A 17,944-nucleotide genomic window follows, 5' to 3' on the forward strand; every position below is an offset into this window, starting at 1 on the left:
CGAACTCGCGAGCCGTCTCCGCCGCCGCGCTGCTGGGCCGGACTGGGCTGGACGGGATTGGGCTAAACGGGATTGGGCTGGACTCGGCTGGGCGTCGCCGCTGGTGGTGTGGCCGGGGTGGGCGTCAGGTGGGGGTGCCCGGGGGGATGAAGGGCAGGCCGGTCGGTGGCCCGGACTCGATGAGGCGCCAGAGGGCGTCGGTGTCCAGGTGCTCCTCGACGAGGTCGGCGAGGCGGTCGAGGCTGCGGTCGCGGGCGGCGGCGAACGAGGTGTGAGGCGAGACGCTGAAGCCGTGGCGGCCGGAGAGACGGGCCGCCTCGGTGAGGAAACGGCGGCGGAAGCCGTCGGACTCGAAGGCGCCGTGCCAGTGGGTGCCGAAAACCGGGCCGGCGATCGCGCCCTCGGGGCGGCCGTCGGCGTAGTGCAGAAACGGCACGATGCCCGGGTCGGTGCTTGACACCTGGCCGTGGTGGATCTCGTAGCCGGAGACGGCCTCGACGCCGAAGGCACTACCGCGCGGCAGGCCGAGCGTCTTGCGCGGGGCGAATGTGATCTCGGTGGGCAGCAGGCCCAGCCCGGGAACAGTGCCGTCCTTGCTTTCCACGTCGTCGTGGATGGTGCGGGAGAGCATCTGGAAGCCGCCGCAGATGCCGAGCACTGTCTTGCCGGCAGCCGCGTGCGCGGTGACCGCGTCTGCGAGGCCGGTTTCGCGGAGCCAGCGCAGGTCAGCGACCGTGGACTTCGAGCCGGGCAGCACCACCAGATCCGCATCCAGCAGGTCCGCGGGTGTGCCGGTCAGTCGCACCCGCACGCCGGGCTCGGCGGCGAACGCCTCCGCGTCGGTGGCGTTGGAGATGCGAGGCAGCCGGATCACCGCGACCCGCAGCCAGTCGCGGCCGAGCGGCGGGGTGGGGCGGCCGAGCGTGCTGCCGTAGGACAGCGAGTCCTCGCCGTCGAGCCACAGGTCGTGGTCGTAGGGGAGTACGCCGTGCACGGGCCGGCCGGTCGCGTTGGTGATCATGTCCAGGCCGGGGCGGAGCAGGCCCAGATCGCCACGAAACTTGTTGATGACGAAGCCGCTGAGCAGCGCCTGATCCTCCGGGGATAGCAGCGCCAGCGTGCCGAACAGCGCCGCGAACACGCCGCCCCGATCGATGTCGCCGACCACGATCGCGGGCAGGTGGGCGCCGCGCGCCAACCCCATGTTCACGAAGTCGCCGGCCCGCAGGTTGATCTCGGCCGGGCTGCCCGCACCCTCACAGATCACCGCGTCGTACTCCGCACGCAACTCGGCAAGCGTCTCGAACACAGTCCCGGCCAGCCGCGGGCGCAGCGCGCGGTAGCTGCCGGCGCTCACCGTGTCCACCGCCTCGCCGAGCAGCACCACCTGGCTGTGCAGGTCACTGCCGGGCTTGAGCAGCACCGGGTTGAACCGGATGTCCGGCGCGAGCCCGGCCGCCGCCGCCTGCATGGCCTGCGCCCGCCCGATCTCCCCGCCCCGCCCGTCCGGCCCGACCACCACGGCCGAATTGTTCGACATGTTCTGCGCCTTGAACGGCGCCACCCGCACCCCGCGCCGCGCCAGCCACCGGCAGATCCCGGCGGTGAGCACGCTCTTCCCCGCATCCGACGTGGTACCGGCAACCAGCAGCCCACCGGCCTGCCGGGCGCTCACCGCGCACCTTCCACACGCACTGCCGCCGAATCCGGGCTGCGCTGGAGGCCGACCGCGCCACGCGCCGTCTGATCCGGGCCGGTGATTGTGCGGGCCGGGTCGAAGGATGAGTTCCGGCGCCCGAGGTGCATTGCACCGCTCACCGCAGGCGCCGGGTCGGCGGCTGTGCGAATCGTGCCGAGCTGTGGGTTCCGGTCGAATGAGGAAGTCATCGCATGCCGCCCTGTCGGGTCGAGGCGGGACGGGTGGGTGTGCGGACCCCGGATGGGTCGGCGGCCGGTGAGCGGCCGGCGCGGTGGGCGTGGCCGGCGGCGGCCAGGCGATTGGCCGTGGCCAGGCGATTGGCGGTGGCCAGGCGATAGGCGGCGGCTAGGCGGTAGGCGGTGGCCAGGCCGGCGGCGGCGAGGCCGACCGCGCCGGATAGGCGAGCCGCGCGGGCGATGTCGGGGGCCAGCGGGGGAGCGCCGTCGCCGAGGTGGGGGCGGGTTTCGGCGCGGCCGAAGTAGACGTTGCGGCCGCCGAGGCGGACACCGAGCGCGCCCGCCATGGAGGACTCGCACTGGCCGGCGTTGGGGCTGGGATGCCGGTGGCCGTCGTGCAGCCAGACGTGCAGCGCACGACCGGGGGAACCGCCGGCCAGCGGGGAGAGGGCGACCGTGAGCGCGGCGGTCAGCCGGGACGGGGCCAGGTTGAGCGCGTCGTCGAGCCGGGCCGCGGGCGTGCCGAAGCGGGCGTAGCGGGCCGAGCGGTGGCCGACCATGGCGTCAAGTGTGTTCGCGGCGCGGTAGCCGAGCAGACCGGGCAGGCCCGCGACCGCACCCCAGAAGAGCGGGGCGACGATCGCGTCCGACGTGTTCTCCGCGACCGACTCGACGGTGGCGCGGGACAGTTCCGGCTCGTCGAGCGCGGACGGGTCCCGGCCACACAGGTGGCCGAGTCGGCCACGTGCGGCGTCGAGATCGCCGCGGTCCAGCGCGCCGGCCATCGTGTGCGCCTCGGCGCGCAGTGTGCGGGCGCCGAGCACGGTCCAGGTGGCGGCCGCCACCGCCACGGCCCGCAGGACCGGCTGCCGGCGGGTGAGTCCGGCGACCACGGCGCCGGCCAGCACGGGCGCGCCCACCGCGATCGCGGCGAAGCGGGCGCCGGCCGCCCGGTCCGGCGCGTAGACCCGCTTCTCAAGCGCGGACGCGGCCGTGCCGAAGCCGGCCACCGGGTGCCAGCGCCGCGGATCGCCGAAGAGCGCGTCCAGCCCGTAACCGGCGAGCATGCCGGCCGCCTCCGCAGCCCGCAGCCGAGCTGCCGACACCGGAATCTGCTGCCGGGGAGCCGTCGGCGCCAAGCGCCGGTTGCGTGAGCGGGAGTCTGCTGTCGTGGGCACCGGATCACCTCCGCCGGGCAGCCTAACCACCCGTGGCCGGGGCCTCGGGGAGAGGCCGATCATGAGAGACGTGCATGGGAAGCCACCCATCGGCCGGCTGGCCGGGCCTGCGGGGTAGGCGCCGGCGAGGCCGGCCGATGGGTGGCGGGGCCACCGCCGCGCCTGCCGGGGTCGCGGCGATGGAGGCCTCAGGAGGTGCCGGTCAGGATCTTGTCGTCGATCTGGTCAAGCGTGGTGTCGAGATCCTCGCCGGTCAGCATGTCCTCCGGTCGGCCGAGCGGCGCTGAGGGCGGCTCGTAGTCGAAGTCGCCGTCCGTGTGCTGCTGCTCGTCGAACTCGCCCGGTGCGATCGGCTGCGTCGCCTCGCCGCGGACGTGGTCGTCGGTGCGGCCGTCCTCGACCTCGCCGGTGGCAGGGCCGCCCGGCTTCACACGTTTGAAGGTGCCCTGTCCACGGTTCAGGTCGTGGCCGACGGAGACGGCCTCCAACTCGTACTGCACGCGGTGGGTGCCGTCCGGGTCGACCCAGTCGCGGGTGTAGAGCCGGCCGAGGACGACGACCGGGTCGCCGGTCATCACGCACGCTGTCACGTTCTCCGCCAGGCGGCGCCAGCAGGTGACCCGGACGCGGAGGTGGTTGCCGTCGATCCACTGGCCGGTCTCGCGGTCCAGCCGGCGGGCGGTGGACGCGACCTTGAAGTGGACGACGAGCGCTTTCGTGCTCTCGGTGCGGCGCCACTCGGGTGCGGTCAGCACGTTGCCGACCACGGTGACGTAGGTGTCGAACATGGGACCCCCTTGCTTGTTGTGAGGGGTCCAGACTTGCCGGACTGACAGGACTGCGAACCGCGCCTGTGGACAGAGATTCCGCCTGTGGACAACGGTTCAGGCCGCCGGATGATCTGTTACGGGGGTAGGGTCGCTGAGGTGGAGACGGACGTCCTGGGTGAGCCCTACGAGCGCCGCACGATCGACCTCGGGAACGACGACGAGGGGCCGGTCGTCGCCACGCTGGTCCGCCGGCGCAGCGACAACCCGGACGGCCGGGCCGTGCTCTACGTGCACGGATTCGTCGACTACTTCTTCCAGACCCATCTGGCCGAGTTCTTCACCGATCGGGGCTGGGACTTCTACGCGCTCGACCTGCGCAAATACGGGCGGAGCCTGCTGCCGCACCAGACGCCGAACTTCTGCCGCAGCATCGACGACTACTTCCCGGAGCTGGACGAGGCCACCCGGATCATCCGGGAGGAGGACGGGCACGACCGCATGCTTGTCGCGGCCCACTCCACGGGCGGGCTGGTGGCCTCGCTCTGGGCAGACGCACGCCGTACCCGCGGATGGGTTGATGCTCTGTTCTTGAACAGCCCGTTCTTCGATCTGAACATGCCGTGGGTGATGCGCCGGCCGCTGCTGACCGCGCTCTGCCGGGCCACGCTGAACCGTCCCTACGGGGTGCTGCCGCAAGGGCTCAGCCAGGTGTACGGCGAGAGCATCCACGCCGATCATCGGGGCGAGTGGAACTACAACCTGGAGTGGAAGCCGCTCGCGGGATTCCCGGTGCGGTTCGGCTGGCTGAACGCGATCCGGGACGCACAGGCTCGGCTGCGCAAGGGTCTCAACGTGGACGCGCCGATCCTGCTGGCCTGCTCCGCGCGCAGCTACCGGAGTGCGACGTGGGCTGAGGACGCCCGGCTCGCCGACGCGGTGCTCAATGTGGAGCACATGGCGAGATGGGCGTCCCACCTGGGCGGCCACATCACGGTCGTGCGGTTCGACGGCGGCCTGCACGACCTCACGCTGTCCGACCCGGAGGTGCGCGGCCGGGTCTTCACTGAGGTTGATCGATGGGCTCAGGTGTACGTGTCGGCGCCGCCTCAGGCTCCGGAAGATCGAGTTCCGGGAGGAGGATCTCCTGCGCGAGGTCTTCCTCCCGCGGAATCGGTGTCCAGCTCCCGTCCCGCCACACCAGCAGATCCTGCATGAGCAGCTGAGTCCCGCCGGCGAAGAACATCCGCTCCACCGCGCGCCGGGTCTTCGCGAGGCCCGGCTGCGAACCCGAACCGGTGACGATCACCACATCGCGGGCCGGTACGCCGATGACCAGCTCACCCGGCACCTGCTCGGCCAGATCGTTCCAAAACTCCTCGACGAGCAGCACCGTCGACTCCAGGCCCTCGAAGGAGAGCATCAGCGACGGCGGCTGCCCATGGATGCGCACCTGGGACATCGCCTGGTAGAGCGTCTCCTCGGCCTGGCGCTTGACAGTGCGCCGGCTCAGCCGCAGCTTCTCCAGATCGGGCCAGGTCACCATCTGCTCGCCGAACGGCGGTCCGAAGCTGTACCCGACCGCGAGGCCGGGGATGAACCGGTCGAGCACCCAATCCGGGTGAAACTCCGCTTCCCGGGCAGAGATCAGGATCGGGAAATAGGTAGAACTCGTCACCTGCACGCCCGAAAATCTAGTATGTGCTCGCACGGTGATCCCTGCCCCCTCCCGAGAGGGCCTGGCCACCGGCGGTAATCTGCACGTGCCGACACGCGCGCTCATAGCTCAGATGGATAGAGCAGTGGACTTCTAATCCACCGGTCGCAGGTTCGAGTCCTGCTGGGCGCACCACAACTTCCATCAGTCCCATGGTCAGCCCTGATCCAGCCGGTACCACCACGTCTCGACGTCGTCGTCCATCGTGTCGAGGTCGTCGTCCGTCGGCCGGTAGCCGTCCGGCAGGGGCACGTCGGAGGCGCCGGTGCGGCGGACGAGGTCGCGCAGCCGCCGTACCGCCGGGTCCTCGGCCAGGTCCTCGACCGGTAGCACCGTCGTCATCAGCGAGTCCGGGCCCAGCGCCCACCAGAGCGCGATCAGGTCGGCGTCGCCGTTCTCGGCCGCGGCCTCGCACACCGACACGACCACGTCGAGCAGCCGGGCGTGGCGTGGGGCGACCGCGTCCGGGCCGTGCAGCCGCCCGGCCTCGACCATCCGCTTCCATAGTGCGGTGCCCGCCTCGCAGTAGAGCCAGGGCGGGTCGACGTAGCCGTCGTCAAGCGTGTCGTCGTCGCCGAGTTCGGTGAAGTCGGTGATCATGGCGAGGTCGGGGTACTCGGAGAGCGGGAACCGGTAGGTGTGCCCGCGGCCCAGCAGCACGTCCTGGACCCGGCCCATCGTGTGGGCGCAGTCGTGCTGCCGCTGGAACCGGAACAGTGCCACCAGCGCGTCCCGGACCTCGCCGGCGCCGGCGGGCGCGTGCCGGTCCAGTGCCAGCACGGAGTGCTCCACCAGGTCCTCGATGTAGTGCTCTGACATGTTCTCGACGCTACTGTTCCCGTCTCCGCCCGCTGCGGTGGACGGGGGATGTGCCGGAGGGCTTGGTACAGCCTGCTGTACCAAGATCCGGTAGCTGACGGGATCGATGCGGGCGGAACCGGCGAATAGCGTTCTTGTCATGACTACAGCGAAGAAGCACCGCAAACTGCTCATCGCGCTCAGTGCCACGGCCGTGCTCGCGGGCGGCGTGGGTGTGGCAGACGCCGATGTCATGCAGACCGCCCCGGCGTTCGCGGCCACCGCCGAGCAGTCGGGCTGGAACGGCATCGTCCGTAAGCAGGTCGAGATCGACTTCGGGAAGGGCTGGGTCACCAAGGCCGAGCTGACGTTCCCGCGCCACGCGAAGGGCAACGTGCCGCTTGTGGTGATGCTGCACGGCAGCGGGCACAACGACATGAACCAGACGCTTCCGGACGGCGGTGGCGCGACGTTCGTGCCGCTGGCGCAGGCGGCGAGCCGGGAGGGCTACGCGACGCTGCGGTTCAACAAGCGTGGCGTGACAGATGTGGGCCCGGTGGAGAGCACCGACCCGGCGCAGCTGGACCCGCCGAACCCGTACGAGCAGATCCAGCTTGACGCGGCGGCGGCGATCCGGTTCGCGGCCACGCAGCCCGGCGTCGACGCGAAGAAGATCTTCCTGCTCGGCCACTCCGAGGGTACGAACGTGGCCGCGAACCTGTCCGCGGACCCGGCCAAGTACAACATCCCGACGCCGGCCGGTGTGATCGCGATGGGTGTGGTCGGCAAGGACATCAGGACGCTGATGACGCTGCAGCTCTACGGCCGGCTGCTGCTGCAGATGCACGAGGAGTTCGACGTCGACGCCGACGGCCGGCTGACCGCGCAGGAGGCCAAGGACGGCCTGATCGGGCTGCCCGAGGAGGCGGCGAACCAGTTCCGCACCGTCCTGCTGGACGGCGACAAGGTGTTGGCCAGCACGGACACCGACAAGGACGGCCAGATCGCGATCGACGCGGAGGCCGGTGCGGTGCTTCGCGAGGTGACCCAGATCGACAACTACCCGGACGTACCGGGCCTGGACGGACTGAAGCCCTACGTCGCTGACATCGCGCGGTTCCCGACCGTGACCGAGGCGCTGCCGAGGTTCGCCGGGCCGACGCTGCTGCTCAACGGCGCGGATGACATCCAGACCCCGGCTCGGGCAGCGCTGGCCGCGGACGCCGCGGTGGCCGCGTCCGGTAACAAGGACCACACGATCATCATCTACCCGGGCATGGCGCACACGATGAACATCACGCCGAAGTTCGCCCCGCAGTTCCGGGACCCGGACGCCAAGGTCGTCAACGACGTCCGTACCTGGCTGCGGTCGCACCGCTGACCCTGTCTCCCCCGCTGCCCGGCCGGACGATCCGGCCGGGCAGCGGCGCGACGGGATACCGGGATGCGGCGGCTGAAGCGCCCGGACGGCGTCTACTCCCCGGTGGAGGCCGCGATCCGGGCGGGCCCGCGCGATTGAGTCGGGGTGGCACGGTGCACGCGTTCGATGTGCTGACCCCAGTACGTCCCGATGACCATCAGTGCCGCCCCGAGGCCCGCGAAGACGGTCAGCCGCTCGCCGCCGAGGCCGAGGCCGATCACCACCGCCCAGACCGGTTCGGTGCCCAGCAGCAGGCTGGCCCGGCTCGCCGAGCTGCGCTGCACCGCCCAGGTCTGGGCGAGGAAGGCGAACACGCTGCAGAACAGCGCGAGGTAGACGAGCGACCCCCAGATCGAGGCGTCGGCCCGGAGGAGGGCCGGCAGGCCGCTCGCGGCGGGCCCGGCGAACAGCACCGTGCCGACCACCATCTGCACGGCCGTGAGCTGCAGAGGTCGCAGAGGGCGGCCTTTAGTCAGCCGCCCGACGAGCACGACGTGCACCGCGCGTATCACCGCCGCGGCGAGTATCAGCAGGTCGCCGGCCTGGGGGCGGTGGAAGCCGCCGCCGGCCATGAGCAGCGTGACGGCGAGCAGGCACACGCCGGCGGCGGCGAAGAAGCGCGGGGGCAGCCGGCCGGCGTCAAGCAGCGGGGTGAGCACGATGGTGAGGCTGATGATCAGGCCGGCGTTGGCGGCGCTCGTGTGCGCGACGCCGTAGGTCTCCAGCAGCAGCACGGCCGCCTGGGTGCCTCCGAGCAGCGTCCCGATCCGCATCTCGTCGCGGGTGACCCGGCCGTGCCGGCGGTAGGCCCCGACGAGGGCGAGGCAGGCGAGCGCGGAGATCGCGTACCTGGCGAACAGCACCGTGGAGACGGGCAGCGCGTGGGTGGCGGCCTTGGCGACCAGATAGCTGGAACCCCAGACGATCGCAACGAGGAGCAGCACTGCGTCGGTACGGCGGCCGTGGATCATGCGCTCAGCCTGCGGCGGGCCGACGTTGAAGCCAAGAACGTCCTTCTTCAGGAACGCTGAAGGATCACTAAACTGACGGCGTGAACGAGCGGCAGTTGCAGATCCTGCGGGAGCTCGGTGAGGTGGGCAGCGTCACCGCGACGGCCGAGGCGCTGTCGATGACGCCGTCGGCGGTCTCCCAGCAGTTGCGGCTGCTGCAGCGCCCGATCCCGGTGCCGCTCACCGCGCGCGACGGGCGGCGGCTGGTGCTCACCGACGCCGGACGTGCCCTGGCCGGTGCCGCGATCGAGGTGGAGACCGCGCTGGCCCGGGCGCGAAGCGTCATCGAGGAGTTCGTCGAGCGGCCGGACGCGGGCGTGTCGGTGGCCGCCTTCCACGGTGCGGCCGCCGCGTTCTTCCCGCCGCTGCTGCGCCGTGCCGGGCCCGGGCGCCCGCGGCTCGCGCTCGCCGACGAGGACGTCGCCCGGGATCAGTTCCCGCGGCTCACCCGAGATCACGATCTCGTGCTCGCCCACCATCTCGGCCCGGCGTCACCGTGGCCGGACACAGTCGTCGCGATTCCGCTGCTGCGTGAGCCGCTCGACGTCGCGCTGCCCTCCGACCATCCGCTGGCCGCCAAACGGCGCCTCACACCGCACGATGTCGTGGATCTGCAGTGGATCACAGTTCACGACGGCTTCCCGCTGATGGCCACCATCGACGCCATCGCGACCGCCGCGAACCGGCCGCTCGTCATCGCCCATCGCATCAACGATCTCGCGGTGGCCGCCGAGGTGGTGGCCGCCGGGGGCGGCCTGGCCCTGATGCCCCGCTGGACGACCCGCCCCCACCCGGGCATGGTCCTCCGGCCCTTGAGCGGCGTGCACACCCGGCGACACATCGACGTCCTGCACCGGCCGGAACGGGCGGCGCGGCGGGCGGTCCGGGCGGTGCTCGCGGATCTGCGCAGTGCGGCAGCGACGATCCGGCGTGCTGACCACCCGAGCGACGCCGACGCTGATGCCGACGCCGGATCGTCGTAACGGTCGCGTACCCCCGTGATCCTCAGTAGCGGAAGAGGGCGAGGTTCCGCTGCAGTGCGCCCGCGATCTCGGCGAGCTCGGCGGACGTACGCGCGGTGTCGGCTGCCGCCCCGGTGGTCTCGGCGGCCGCCTCCGCGACGCCCATGACGTTGGCGCTGATCTCCGATGAGCCGGTGGCGACCTCGTTGACGTTGCGGCTCATCTCGGCGGTGGTAGCGGTCTGTTCCTCCACGGCGGCGGCGATCGCGGTCTGGGTGGCGTTGATCTGCTCGATGACGCCGCTGATGTCCGCGATCGCGGCGACCGCGGCCTCGGCGTCGTTCTGGATGGCGGCGACCCGGGTGGAGATGTCGCCAGTGGCGCGCGCGGTCTCCTGGGCGAGCTCCTTGACCTCGTTCGCGACGACCGCGAAGCCCTTTCCGGCGTCGCCGGCCCGCGCGGCCTCGATGGTGGCGTTGAGCGCGAGCAGGTTGGTCTGCTCGGCGATCGAGGTGATGAGCTTGACGACGTTGCCGATCTCGGCGGACGAGGCGCCGAGCTGGTCGAGGATCTGCCCGGCCCGTGCGGAGGTGGCCACCGCGCCGGCCGCGACGTCGGCCGCGTTTGAGGTGGACCGGGCGATCTCGGAGATCGAGGCGCCGATCTCGTCGCTACCGGCCGCGATTGTGGAGATGTTGACGCTGATCTCCTCCGCCGCGGACGATGCGGCCTGTGCCTGGCCGGAGGAGCGTGTGGCGGCCGCGTTGACGGCCTGCGCGACCGCGGACAGCTCCTCGCTTGACGAGGCGAGCGTGCCGACGTTCGTGCCGATCTCCCGCATCGCGCCGGCGATCCGGTCCAGCGCGGCGTTCAGTGAGGCGGCCATCCGGCCCACCTCGTCCCGGCCGGTCGCCGTCAGCCGCTGATCAAGGCGGCCTTCGGCAAGATCATTGAGAATCGCGACGGTACGCCCGAGAGGTCCCGCGATCATGCGGCTGACCACGACGACCACTGTCACGCTGAGCAGCACTGCGCCCGCGATCAGCAGCCAGATCAGCAGCGTGGCGGAGTCGGCGGCGGTGGTGGCGTCGTGCAGCGCGGTCTTCGCCGCCTCGTCCTCGATCGTCTGCAGGTCGTCGAGGGCAGTGCTCATCGCGGTCTCCAGCGTCCTGCCCTGCTCGTCGTAGGCGGTGAGGAACGCATTGAAGTCGCTGGCGCGGGCGGCCGGAAACAGCACGTCGGTGCGCACCCGCCGGTACTCCGCGAGCGCCGCGTCGAACCGGTCGCGGGCCTCTTCCCGCCCGGTCATGTCCGTGGCGGTGTAGAGCGTCCAGTTGTCGTCAAGCGCCTTGTCGGTTGCGCCGATCTCGTCCGCGACCCGGGTCATTCCGGTCTCGGTGGGCGCGAGCGCGTAGTTGAGCAGCTCCCGGCCGGCTTCCTGGTTGGCGGTGTCGACAAGTCCGAGCCAGTAGATGGCCTGCAGGCTGTCGCGGTACATCCCCTGCAGCCGGTCCTGCGCCTGCCGCAGCTGCAGGACGCCGACCAACCCGATGACCAGCGACAGCAGCAGCACCACGGCGAAACTGACCGCCAACTTCGCGGCGACGCGCAGATTGCGGAAGGCGGTCATGGGTTCCCCCCAACGTGGTCGCTTTACGGTAAATATCTCATTTGTGTGAATTGAGGGGAGTGGTTCGCCGGTTTGTCAGGCGGCGCCGCCTCCGGATGGTTACGATGCGCAATCGCCGCCCTGCCTGCCTCCCGTGGCCTCGCTGGTGTCCAGGGCCGTCGCGCCGAGGAACGGTCCGCCGCCCACCAGGGCATCGGCCGGGCGAAGCCATGTCGTGCTTCCTCTCCCGCATGGGACACGACGCGGACCGGCGAAAGAGTGCGGCGCGAAGGCCGTCCGATCGGCCGATTCCCTATCGCGCCGCCGGTCCGGGCCGAAATGGTCCGCTAGGTGATTGGTGGGCGACGCTCTGTCGGCAATTGTCGGCTTTCTCTCAATGAATTCATCGCTGTACGTCACGCCTGCTAATTCGGCGTCCCGTCCATAAAGCGGACATTTAATCGCCCTCAAGACCCGATAACTGGGCAAGCCGGGCGCCGGTATGCCGTGGTCTAATCGGGCGAAAGGTCACGGAGGGTCGTGACGGGCAAAGGCAATTCAGGGGGTACGCGCAGCGATGGCCGATCGCCCGACCCGGGAGTGGAATGGCATGGTCATTCCGTCGCCCGGCATCTACGACCTGGACGAGGCGCACAAACGCATCGGTTTCACCGCGCAGCACATGATGGTGAGTGTGGTTCGCGGGGAGTTCACCAAAGGGCAGGCCAGGATTGTCGTGAATGATGATCCGCTGCAATCCACGGTGACCGCCGTCATCAACACCGGGAGTATCGACACCACCAATCCGGAGCGTGACGCGCATCTCTCAAGCGCGGATTTCCTCGATGTGCAGCGGCATCCGACGCTCGAATTCCGGAGCACCGGGGTGAAGTGGCGGGAGAACGACGACGAGATCTTCTCCTGGGCCAAGCTGCGTGCGGCCAACAAGATCACCCGGCGCCCGGTGAATGTGCCGGAGGTGTCGGCCAGGCGGGCCGGAAAGTTCGTCCTCTCCGGCGATCTGCGGATCCGGGACGTGACACAGCCGGTGGAGCTGACCGTGGAGTTCGGCGGGGCGCGGCGGGATCCGTACGGACGGGACATCGTGGGGTTCAGCGCGCACACCGAGATCAACCGAGAGGACTTCGGGCTGGTCTGGAACGTGGCGCTGGACAGCGGCGGCGTGCTTGTCGGCAACAAGGTCCGCATCGAGATCGCGGGCGAGGCCATCCGGCAAGCATGATCGGACCCTAAGGGGAAACTCAGGGTGACCGATTGCGCAGCGAGCATGGACGCGGTTTGACGCGCTGAGGCACGATCGCAGGGAAGTCAAGCGATTCTGGGGAGCGTGAGATGACGTCCGACGACACCGCAGGCGGCACACCGGCGCGACGGAGGGTGACGCTCACCGGCATCAGCTCACGTGCCTGGGAGCATCCGGCCGATCGGGGCGCGCTGACCGCCCTCCGCGAGCTGCGCGGCTTCGACGACGTGGTGAAGGCGTTCTTCGGCATGTGGAACGAGCGCGGTTTCCGCTTGTCGTACCTGGCCGGCGGCATTCGCGTCGACCACCGGCAGTACCCGTCGGTCTACGCGCGCTACGCCGAGGCCGGTGCCGCGCTTGACATCGCCGAGCTGCCGGAGCTGTTCGTCGAGCAGAACCCGGTGATCGGCGGCAAAGCCATCGGGCTGGACAAGCCGTTCATCGTGATCACCACGGGCGCGGTGCAGCAGCTCGACGAGGAGGAGCTTCGCACGCTGCTCGGTCACGAGCTGGGGCACGTGCGCAGCGGCCATGCGGTCTACAAGACGATCATGATGGTGCTGACCCGCTGGGCGACGAACGTGGCCTGGCTGCCGATCGGCGCGATCGCGCTGCGGGCGATCATCGCGGCGATGTACGAGTGGTGGCGCAAGGCGGAGCTGTCCGCCGACCGGGCCGGCCTGCTCGCCGGGCAGGATCCGGCCGCGGCGCTGCGCCTGCTGATGAAGATCGCGGGCGGCGGTGACCTCAGCCAGATCGACACCACCGCGTTCCTTGAGCAGGCCGCGGAGTACCAGGGCGGCGGCGACCTGCGCGACAGCCTGCACAAGCTGCGGATGACCGCGTGGAGCAGCCACCCGGTTCCGGTCGCCCGCGCGGCCGACCTGCGGCAGTGGGTCGACTCGGGGGCCTATGCGCGGATTCTCGGCGGCGACTACCCGCACCGGGACTCCGACGGCGACGCGAAGATCACCGAGGCGGCGAAGGCCGCGGCGGACTCGTACCGCGAGACGTTCGCGAATTCGTCGGACCCGCTGGTCACGCTGGCACGGCGGCTCAGCGGCGGCGCGGCGGACATCGGCGAGTGGGCTGGCAGCCAGGCAGGCAAGGCGCGCGACTGGGCCAGCACGGCGGCCGACTCGGCGGCCCGTGCCGCCCGCCGCCGTCCGGGCACGAACGGCGGCGACCGCCCGGCCGAGTGAGCACGGCCCGCATCACCGGCGACGGAGCCTGATGTCCGCAGGTGATGCGGTCCCGCCGTGCACCTGCGGCCGGGCCTGCGACGCGGGGTCACCACGTACCGCGCTGTCACGCCTAGGATTGTCTCCATGACGGATTTGATCATGGATGAGGCGGCCCTCCGCGCGGCGATCCTGCGGGAGATGCCGGGCGTGCGTGCCGACCTGGAGCGGCTCGTCCGGATCCCCGGGATCGCCTTCGAGGGGTTCGACTTCTCGCACGTGGAGCGCTCGGCCGACGCGGTCGCCGAGCTGCTCCGCGCCGAGGGCCTGGAGACCCGGATCGTGCGCGCGGGCGGTCAGCCCGCCGTGATCGGGACCCGGCCGGCCCCGCCCGGCGCGCCGACAGTGCTGCTCTACGCGCACCACGACGTGCAGCCGATCGGCGACCGGAGCATGTGGGAGAGCGACCCGTTCGAGCCGGTGGAGCGCGACGGACGGCTCTACGGCCGGGGCGCCGCGGACGACAAGGCCGGCGTGATGGCGCACATCGCGGCGCTGCGGGCCTACGGTGACGCGCTGCCGGTCGGCGTGGTGCTCTTCATCGAGGGCGAGGAGGAGTACGGCTCCGAGTCGCTCGACGCGCTGCTTGAGGCGCATCGCGACGAGCTGGCCGCGGACGTCATCGTGATCGCCGACTCGGCGAACTGGGACGTCGGCGTGCCCGCGCTGACCACCTCGCTGCGCGGCATCGTCAACGTGTTCGTGGAGGTGCGCACGCTTGAGAGCGCCGTGCACAGCGGCATGTTCGGCGGCGTCGCGCCGGACGCGCTGACCGCGCTTGTCAAGCTGCTCGCGACGCTGCACACCGAGGCCGGCGACGTGGCCGTGGACGGGCTGGTCGGCCGCGCGGTCTCCACGCTCGACTACCCGGAGGACCGGCTGCGCGCCGAGGCCGGGCTGGTCGACGGCGTGCAGTTCATCGGCTCGGACCGGCTCACCGACCGGATGTGGACCAAGCCGGCGCTGGCCGTGCTCGGCATCGACGCGCCCGCCACCGCGGAGGCGCCGAACGCGCTGGTCCCGTCCGCGAAGGCGAAGCTCAACCTGCGGCTGGCGCCAGGTGACGACCCGAAGTCCGCGTACGCGGCGCTGAAGTCGCACCTGGAGAAGCACGCGCCGTGGGGCGCGCAGGTCACTGTCACGCTTGAGCAGGACGGCTTCCCATCGGTGATCGACGCGACCGGGCCGGCGTTCGACGCGGCGCGCGACGCGTTCCGCACCGCGTGGGACGGCGCCGAGCCGGTCGACGTGGGTATCGGCGGGTCGATCCCGTTCATCGCCACGTTCCAGGACCTGTTCCCGCAGGCGGCCATCCTGGTCACCGGTGTGGAGGACCCGCACTCCAAGGCGCACGGCCCGAACGAGAGCCTGCACCTGGGCGAGTTCCAGCGCGCGTGCCTCGCGGAAGCGCTGCTGCTGTCGACTGTGGCGAAAGCGCTCAAGAAGGGCTGAATGCGCTAGCATTCGTACATGAGTACGAATGATGTGATCGCGCGGCTGGACGCCGCCGTGAACGCGCTTGGGGACGTGGACGTCTCCCTGTGGGACGACACAGTTCTCGCCGAGCACCTGAACGACCTGTCCGCCGCACTTGTCGCGGTGGACGGTCAGCTCGCCCGCCTCGCCGAGGCGATCCGGGCCCGCGGTCTGCGTGTCGTCGAGCCCGCCATTGCGGCGTAATTGTCAGAGGTGGCTGCCAGGATGGACCTGTGAGGTTCATTGATCTGGCAGCCACCTCTTCTGCTGTCGCGGCCACGTCAGGACGCAAGTCGAAGATCGAGCTGCTCGCCGACGCGCTACGCCGGTTGGACGCTGGCGAGGTGACGGCCGGCGCCGCCTACCTCGCGGGTGAGCTGCGCCAACGCCAGACCGGTGTCGGCTACGCGGGCCTGCGCGAGCTGCCGCCGCCCGCTGCCGAGCCCACGCTGACCGTCGGCGCGGTCGACGCGGCCATCGCGGAGCTGTCAGCGGTCGCCGGCGCCGGCTCCCAGACCCGCCGCCGCGCTCTCGTCGGCGCGCTCTTCGCCGCCGCCACCGCCGACGAGCAGCACCTGCTGCGCGGTCTGTTCAGCGGCGAGCTCCGTCAGGGCGCCCAGGCCGGCCTGCTTGCGGACGCGATCGCCAGGGCTGCGGACGTCCCCGCCCCGGCCGTGCGCCGCGCGCTGCTGCTCAGCGGCGACCTGAAGACCGTGGCCGAGGCCGCGCTGCACGGTGGTGCGGCCGCGCTCGCCGAGTTCTCGCTGCAGGTCGGGCGGCCGCTCGCGCCGATGCTGGCGCAGAGCGCGCCCACAGTGGAGGCGGCGCTGGAGAGCACCGGCGCGCCCGCGATGGTCGACGTGAAGCTGGACGGCATCCGCATCCAGGTGCACCGTTCCGGCGCGAACGTGGCCGTCTTCACCCGCAGCCTGGACGACATCACCGCCCGCATGCCGGAGATCGTCGACGCCGTGCGCATGCTGCCGCCGGGCGATCTGGTGCTTGACGGCGAGGCGATCGCGCTTGATGCGGCCGGGCGGCCGCGGCCGTTCCAGGAGACGTCCAGCCGCGCGGCGACCCGGGCCGGCGGCACGGTCTCCGCGACCGGCACCGTGCTCACGCCGTACTTCTTCGATCTGCTGCACCACGACGGCGCCGACCTGCTTGATGCGCCCGGCACCACGCGCTGGGCCGCGCTCGCGGACGCGCTACCGCCGGAGCTGATCGTCGGGCGTGCCCTCGCCGACACGCCGGAGCGCGGCGCGGAGCTGTTCGCGACCGCGGTCCGGGCCGGTCAGGAGGGCGTGGTGGTGAAGTCGCCGGACGCGCCCTACGACTCCGGCCGGCGTGGCGGTGCCTGGGTCAAGGTCAAGCCCCGGCACACGCTGGACCTGGTCGTGCTCGCGGTCGAGTGGGGCAGCGGCCGGCGCAAGGGCTGGCTGTCCAACCTGCACCTGGGCGCCCGTGACGAGGTCAACGGCGGCTTCGTCATGCTCGGCAAGACCTTCAAGGGCCTCACCGACGAACTGCTGCGCTGGCAGACCGAGCGGTTCCTGTCCCTTGCCGTGGACCGTGGCGAGTGGGTGGTCACGGTCCGGCCCGAGCAGGTCGTGGAGATCGCGTTCGACGGCGTGCAGACCAGCCCGCGCTATCCGGGCGGCGTCGCGCTGCGGTTCGCACGGGTGCTGCGCTACCGGGACGACAAGACCGCGGCCGAGGCCGACACCATCGACTCGGTCCGCACGATCCACCAGGGCTAGCGCCGCAGGCTATCCCCGCTCCGCGACCATCCGGGCGTAGTGCGCGGCCTCCTCGGCCAGCTGGTCGCCGTCCGGGCTCAGCGGGCCGCGCGCCTCACGCCGGGCCAGCCAGGCGAAACCGGCCAGCGCAAGCGCGGCGAACAGCCACCACTGCACCGCGTAGCCGCCGTTCTGCCAGGAGTTCTCATGCCGGGCCTCGATCTGGGAGAACGCGGCGTCGTTGGCCGGCCGCTGCTCGGTGAGCAGCAGGAACGCGCCGTAGACCGGGTAGGGCAGTTCGGGCGCGAGCGCCGGCAGCCCGATGCGGCGCGTCTCGATCCGCCCGTCGCGGCGTTCGATCGCGCCGGCCTTGCTCTCCGAAAGGTGGATCTTGGCGATCACGGTGACGGAGCCGGACGGCGCGGCCGGGATCTGCGGGCGGGCCAGCGCGCCCCCGTCCGCGGGCGGGATCCAGCCGCGGTCGACAAGCACGGCCGTGCCGTCGCTCAGAATCAACGGCGTGACCACCTCGAAACCGACCTGACCGCCCTCGGTACGGCCGCGCGCCAGGATCTCGTTCGCGGTGTCGTACCGGCCGGTCACGGTCACCCGGGTCCACTCCACGTCCTTACCTGGCGCGGCGCCGGGCGTGCCGGTCTCGGTCGGGGCGGCCATCGCGGAAGCGAGCGGAACCGGTGCGACGCTGTCAGCACTGTCGATCCGGTTGTTGATCGCGGTGCGTTCCTGATAGCGGCTCAGCTGCCAGTTGCCCAGCAGCACCATGACCGCGGCCGCCGCGAGCGCGAACGCGAGATAGCCCAGCCAGCGAGGGGTCAACAGGAACCGGTACACATCTCGCAGGCTACTCGCGGGTGACAGAGCCGTTCC

Annotated in this window: 15 protein-coding genes and 1 tRNA gene; 9 read left to right on the top strand and 7 right to left on the bottom strand. The window is 71.1% G+C overall.

Features of this window, described 5'->3' with window-relative positions:
* Window positions 1–124: 124 nt before the first annotated feature.
* The 3 genes from ACIA8K_RS11230 to ssb form a co-directional block, all read right to left on the bottom strand.
* Window positions 125–1,675 carry a cobyric acid synthase gene (locus ACIA8K_RS11230; RefSeq protein ID WP_396057445.1) on the bottom strand — a complete coding sequence of 517 codons (1,551 nt, stop codon included), beginning with the start codon at window positions 1,673–1,675 and terminating at the stop codon, window positions 125–127.
* A gap of 208 nt (window positions 1,676–1,883) precedes the next feature.
* Window positions 1,884–2,966: a cobalamin biosynthesis protein gene (locus ACIA8K_RS11235; RefSeq protein WP_396057646.1), complete on the bottom strand. Its 1,083-nt coding sequence runs from the start codon at window positions 2,964–2,966 to the stop codon at window positions 1,884–1,886.
* Between the two features lie 275 nt (window positions 2,967–3,241).
* On the bottom strand, window positions 3,242–3,841 hold the full coding sequence (ssb, locus tag ACIA8K_RS11240; protein WP_396057447.1) for a single-stranded DNA-binding protein: 600 nt from the start codon (window positions 3,839–3,841) through the stop codon (window positions 3,242–3,244).
* A gap of 138 nt (window positions 3,842–3,979) precedes the next feature.
* Between ssb and ACIA8K_RS11245 the strand changes: the two genes are divergently transcribed.
* Together ACIA8K_RS11245 and ACIA8K_RS11250 are read left to right on the top strand one after the other, a co-directional pair.
* Window positions 3,980–5,038, top strand: coding sequence for an alpha/beta hydrolase (locus ACIA8K_RS11245; protein ID WP_396057449.1), 1,059 nt, complete (start codon window positions 3,980–3,982; stop codon window positions 5,036–5,038).
* A gap of 557 nt (window positions 5,039–5,595) precedes the next feature.
* Window positions 5,596–5,672, top strand: a tRNA-Arg gene (locus ACIA8K_RS11250).
* A gap of 21 nt (window positions 5,673–5,693) precedes the next feature.
* Here ACIA8K_RS11250 and ACIA8K_RS11255 read toward each other — a convergent pair.
* Window positions 5,694–6,356 (bottom strand): hypothetical protein, encoded by a 663-nt coding sequence (locus tag ACIA8K_RS11255; RefSeq protein WP_396057451.1) that lies wholly within the window; start codon window positions 6,354–6,356, stop codon window positions 5,694–5,696.
* 139 nt (window positions 6,357–6,495) lie between these two features.
* Here ACIA8K_RS11255 and ACIA8K_RS11260 point away from each other — a divergent pair, with 139 nt between their 5' ends.
* Window positions 6,496–7,716, top strand: a complete 1,221-nt coding sequence (locus tag ACIA8K_RS11260; protein WP_396057453.1) for an alpha/beta fold hydrolase — start codon at window positions 6,496–6,498, stop codon at window positions 7,714–7,716.
* A gap of 92 nt (window positions 7,717–7,808) precedes the next feature.
* Here the strand turns inward: ACIA8K_RS11260 and ACIA8K_RS11265 are convergent, their stop codons facing one another.
* The gene (locus tag ACIA8K_RS11265) at window positions 7,809–8,726 is read right to left on the bottom strand and encodes a DMT family transporter (protein ID WP_396057455.1); all 918 of its coding nucleotides are present in this window, start codon (window positions 8,724–8,726) and stop codon (window positions 7,809–7,811) included.
* Window positions 8,727–8,806: 80 nt separating this feature from the next.
* Between ACIA8K_RS11265 and ACIA8K_RS11270 the strand changes: the two genes are divergently transcribed.
* The gene (locus ACIA8K_RS11270) at window positions 8,807–9,748 is read left to right on the top strand and encodes a LysR family transcriptional regulator (protein WP_396057457.1); all 942 of its coding nucleotides are present in this window, start codon (window positions 8,807–8,809) and stop codon (window positions 9,746–9,748) included.
* A 22-nt stretch (window positions 9,749–9,770) separates the two neighbouring features.
* On the opposite strand, the gene ACIA8K_RS11275 is transcribed toward ACIA8K_RS11270, so the two are convergent.
* Entirely contained in the window at window positions 9,771–11,357 is a 1,587-nt protein-coding gene (locus ACIA8K_RS11275; protein WP_396057459.1) for a methyl-accepting chemotaxis protein, read from the bottom strand.
* Between the two features lie 589 nt (window positions 11,358–11,946).
* On the opposite strand from ACIA8K_RS11275, the gene ACIA8K_RS11280 reads away from it, so the two are divergent.
* The 5 genes from ACIA8K_RS11280 (at window position 11,947) to ACIA8K_RS11300 (ending at window position 17,077) form a co-directional block, all read left to right on the top strand.
* Window positions 11,947–12,579, top strand: coding sequence for a YceI family protein (locus ACIA8K_RS11280; RefSeq protein ID WP_396057461.1), 633 nt, complete (start codon window positions 11,947–11,949; stop codon window positions 12,577–12,579).
* Window positions 12,580–12,689: 110 nt separating this feature from the next.
* On the top strand, window positions 12,690–13,802 hold the full coding sequence (locus ACIA8K_RS11285) for a M48 family metallopeptidase (protein ID WP_396057463.1): 1,113 nt from the start codon (window positions 12,690–12,692) through the stop codon (window positions 13,800–13,802).
* Between the two features lie 126 nt (window positions 13,803–13,928).
* Complete coding sequence (locus tag ACIA8K_RS11290; protein ID WP_396057465.1) at window positions 13,929–15,293, top strand: dipeptidase; 1,365 nt, start codon at window positions 13,929–13,931, stop codon at window positions 15,291–15,293.
* Between the two features lie 18 nt (window positions 15,294–15,311).
* On the top strand, window positions 15,312–15,521 hold the full coding sequence (locus tag ACIA8K_RS11295; RefSeq protein ID WP_396057468.1) for a hypothetical protein: 210 nt from the start codon (window positions 15,312–15,314) through the stop codon (window positions 15,519–15,521).
* A gap of 29 nt (window positions 15,522–15,550) precedes the next feature.
* Complete coding sequence (locus ACIA8K_RS11300; RefSeq protein ID WP_396057470.1) at window positions 15,551–17,077, top strand: ATP-dependent DNA ligase; 1,527 nt, start codon at window positions 15,551–15,553, stop codon at window positions 17,075–17,077.
* A gap of 9 nt (window positions 17,078–17,086) precedes the next feature.
* On the opposite strand, the gene ACIA8K_RS11305 is transcribed toward ACIA8K_RS11300, so the two are convergent.
* A complete protein-coding gene (locus ACIA8K_RS11305; RefSeq protein ID WP_396057472.1) occupies window positions 17,087–17,908 on the bottom strand; it encodes an SURF1 family protein in 822 nt (273 codons plus the stop codon).
* Window positions 17,909–17,944 lie beyond the last annotated feature (36 nt).

Origin of the sequence: Catenuloplanes sp. NPDC051500 (genome assembly GCF_044454585.1) — a bacterium.
In the GTDB taxonomy this organism is placed as follows: domain Bacteria; phylum Actinomycetota; class Actinomycetes; order Mycobacteriales; family Micromonosporaceae; genus Catenuloplanes.

Coding starts and splice junctions, on each gene's coding strand:
- ssb (WP_396057447.1), bottom strand. CDS start 3,841: ATGTTCGACACCTACGTCACCGTGGTCGGCAACGTGCTGACCGCACCC.
- ACIA8K_RS11255 (WP_396057451.1), bottom strand. CDS start 6,356: ATGTCAGAGCACTACATCGAGGACCTGGTGGAGCACTCCGTGCTGGCA.
- ACIA8K_RS11260 (WP_396057453.1), top strand. CDS start 6,496: ATGACTACAGCGAAGAAGCACCGCAAACTGCTCATCGCGCTCAGTGCC.
- ACIA8K_RS11265 (WP_396057455.1), bottom strand. CDS start 8,726: ATGATCCACGGCCGCCGTACCGACGCAGTGCTGCTCCTCGTTGCGATC.
- ACIA8K_RS11275 (WP_396057459.1), bottom strand. CDS start 11,357: ATGACCGCCTTCCGCAATCTGCGCGTCGCCGCGAAGTTGGCGGTCAGT.
- ACIA8K_RS11280 (WP_396057461.1), top strand. CDS start 11,947: ATGGTCATTCCGTCGCCCGGCATCTACGACCTGGACGAGGCGCACAAA.
- ACIA8K_RS11285 (WP_396057463.1), top strand. CDS start 12,690: ATGACGTCCGACGACACCGCAGGCGGCACACCGGCGCGACGGAGGGTG.
- ACIA8K_RS11290 (WP_396057465.1), top strand. CDS start 13,929: ATGACGGATTTGATCATGGATGAGGCGGCCCTCCGCGCGGCGATCCTG.
- ACIA8K_RS11295 (WP_396057468.1), top strand. CDS start 15,312: ATGAGTACGAATGATGTGATCGCGCGGCTGGACGCCGCCGTGAACGCG.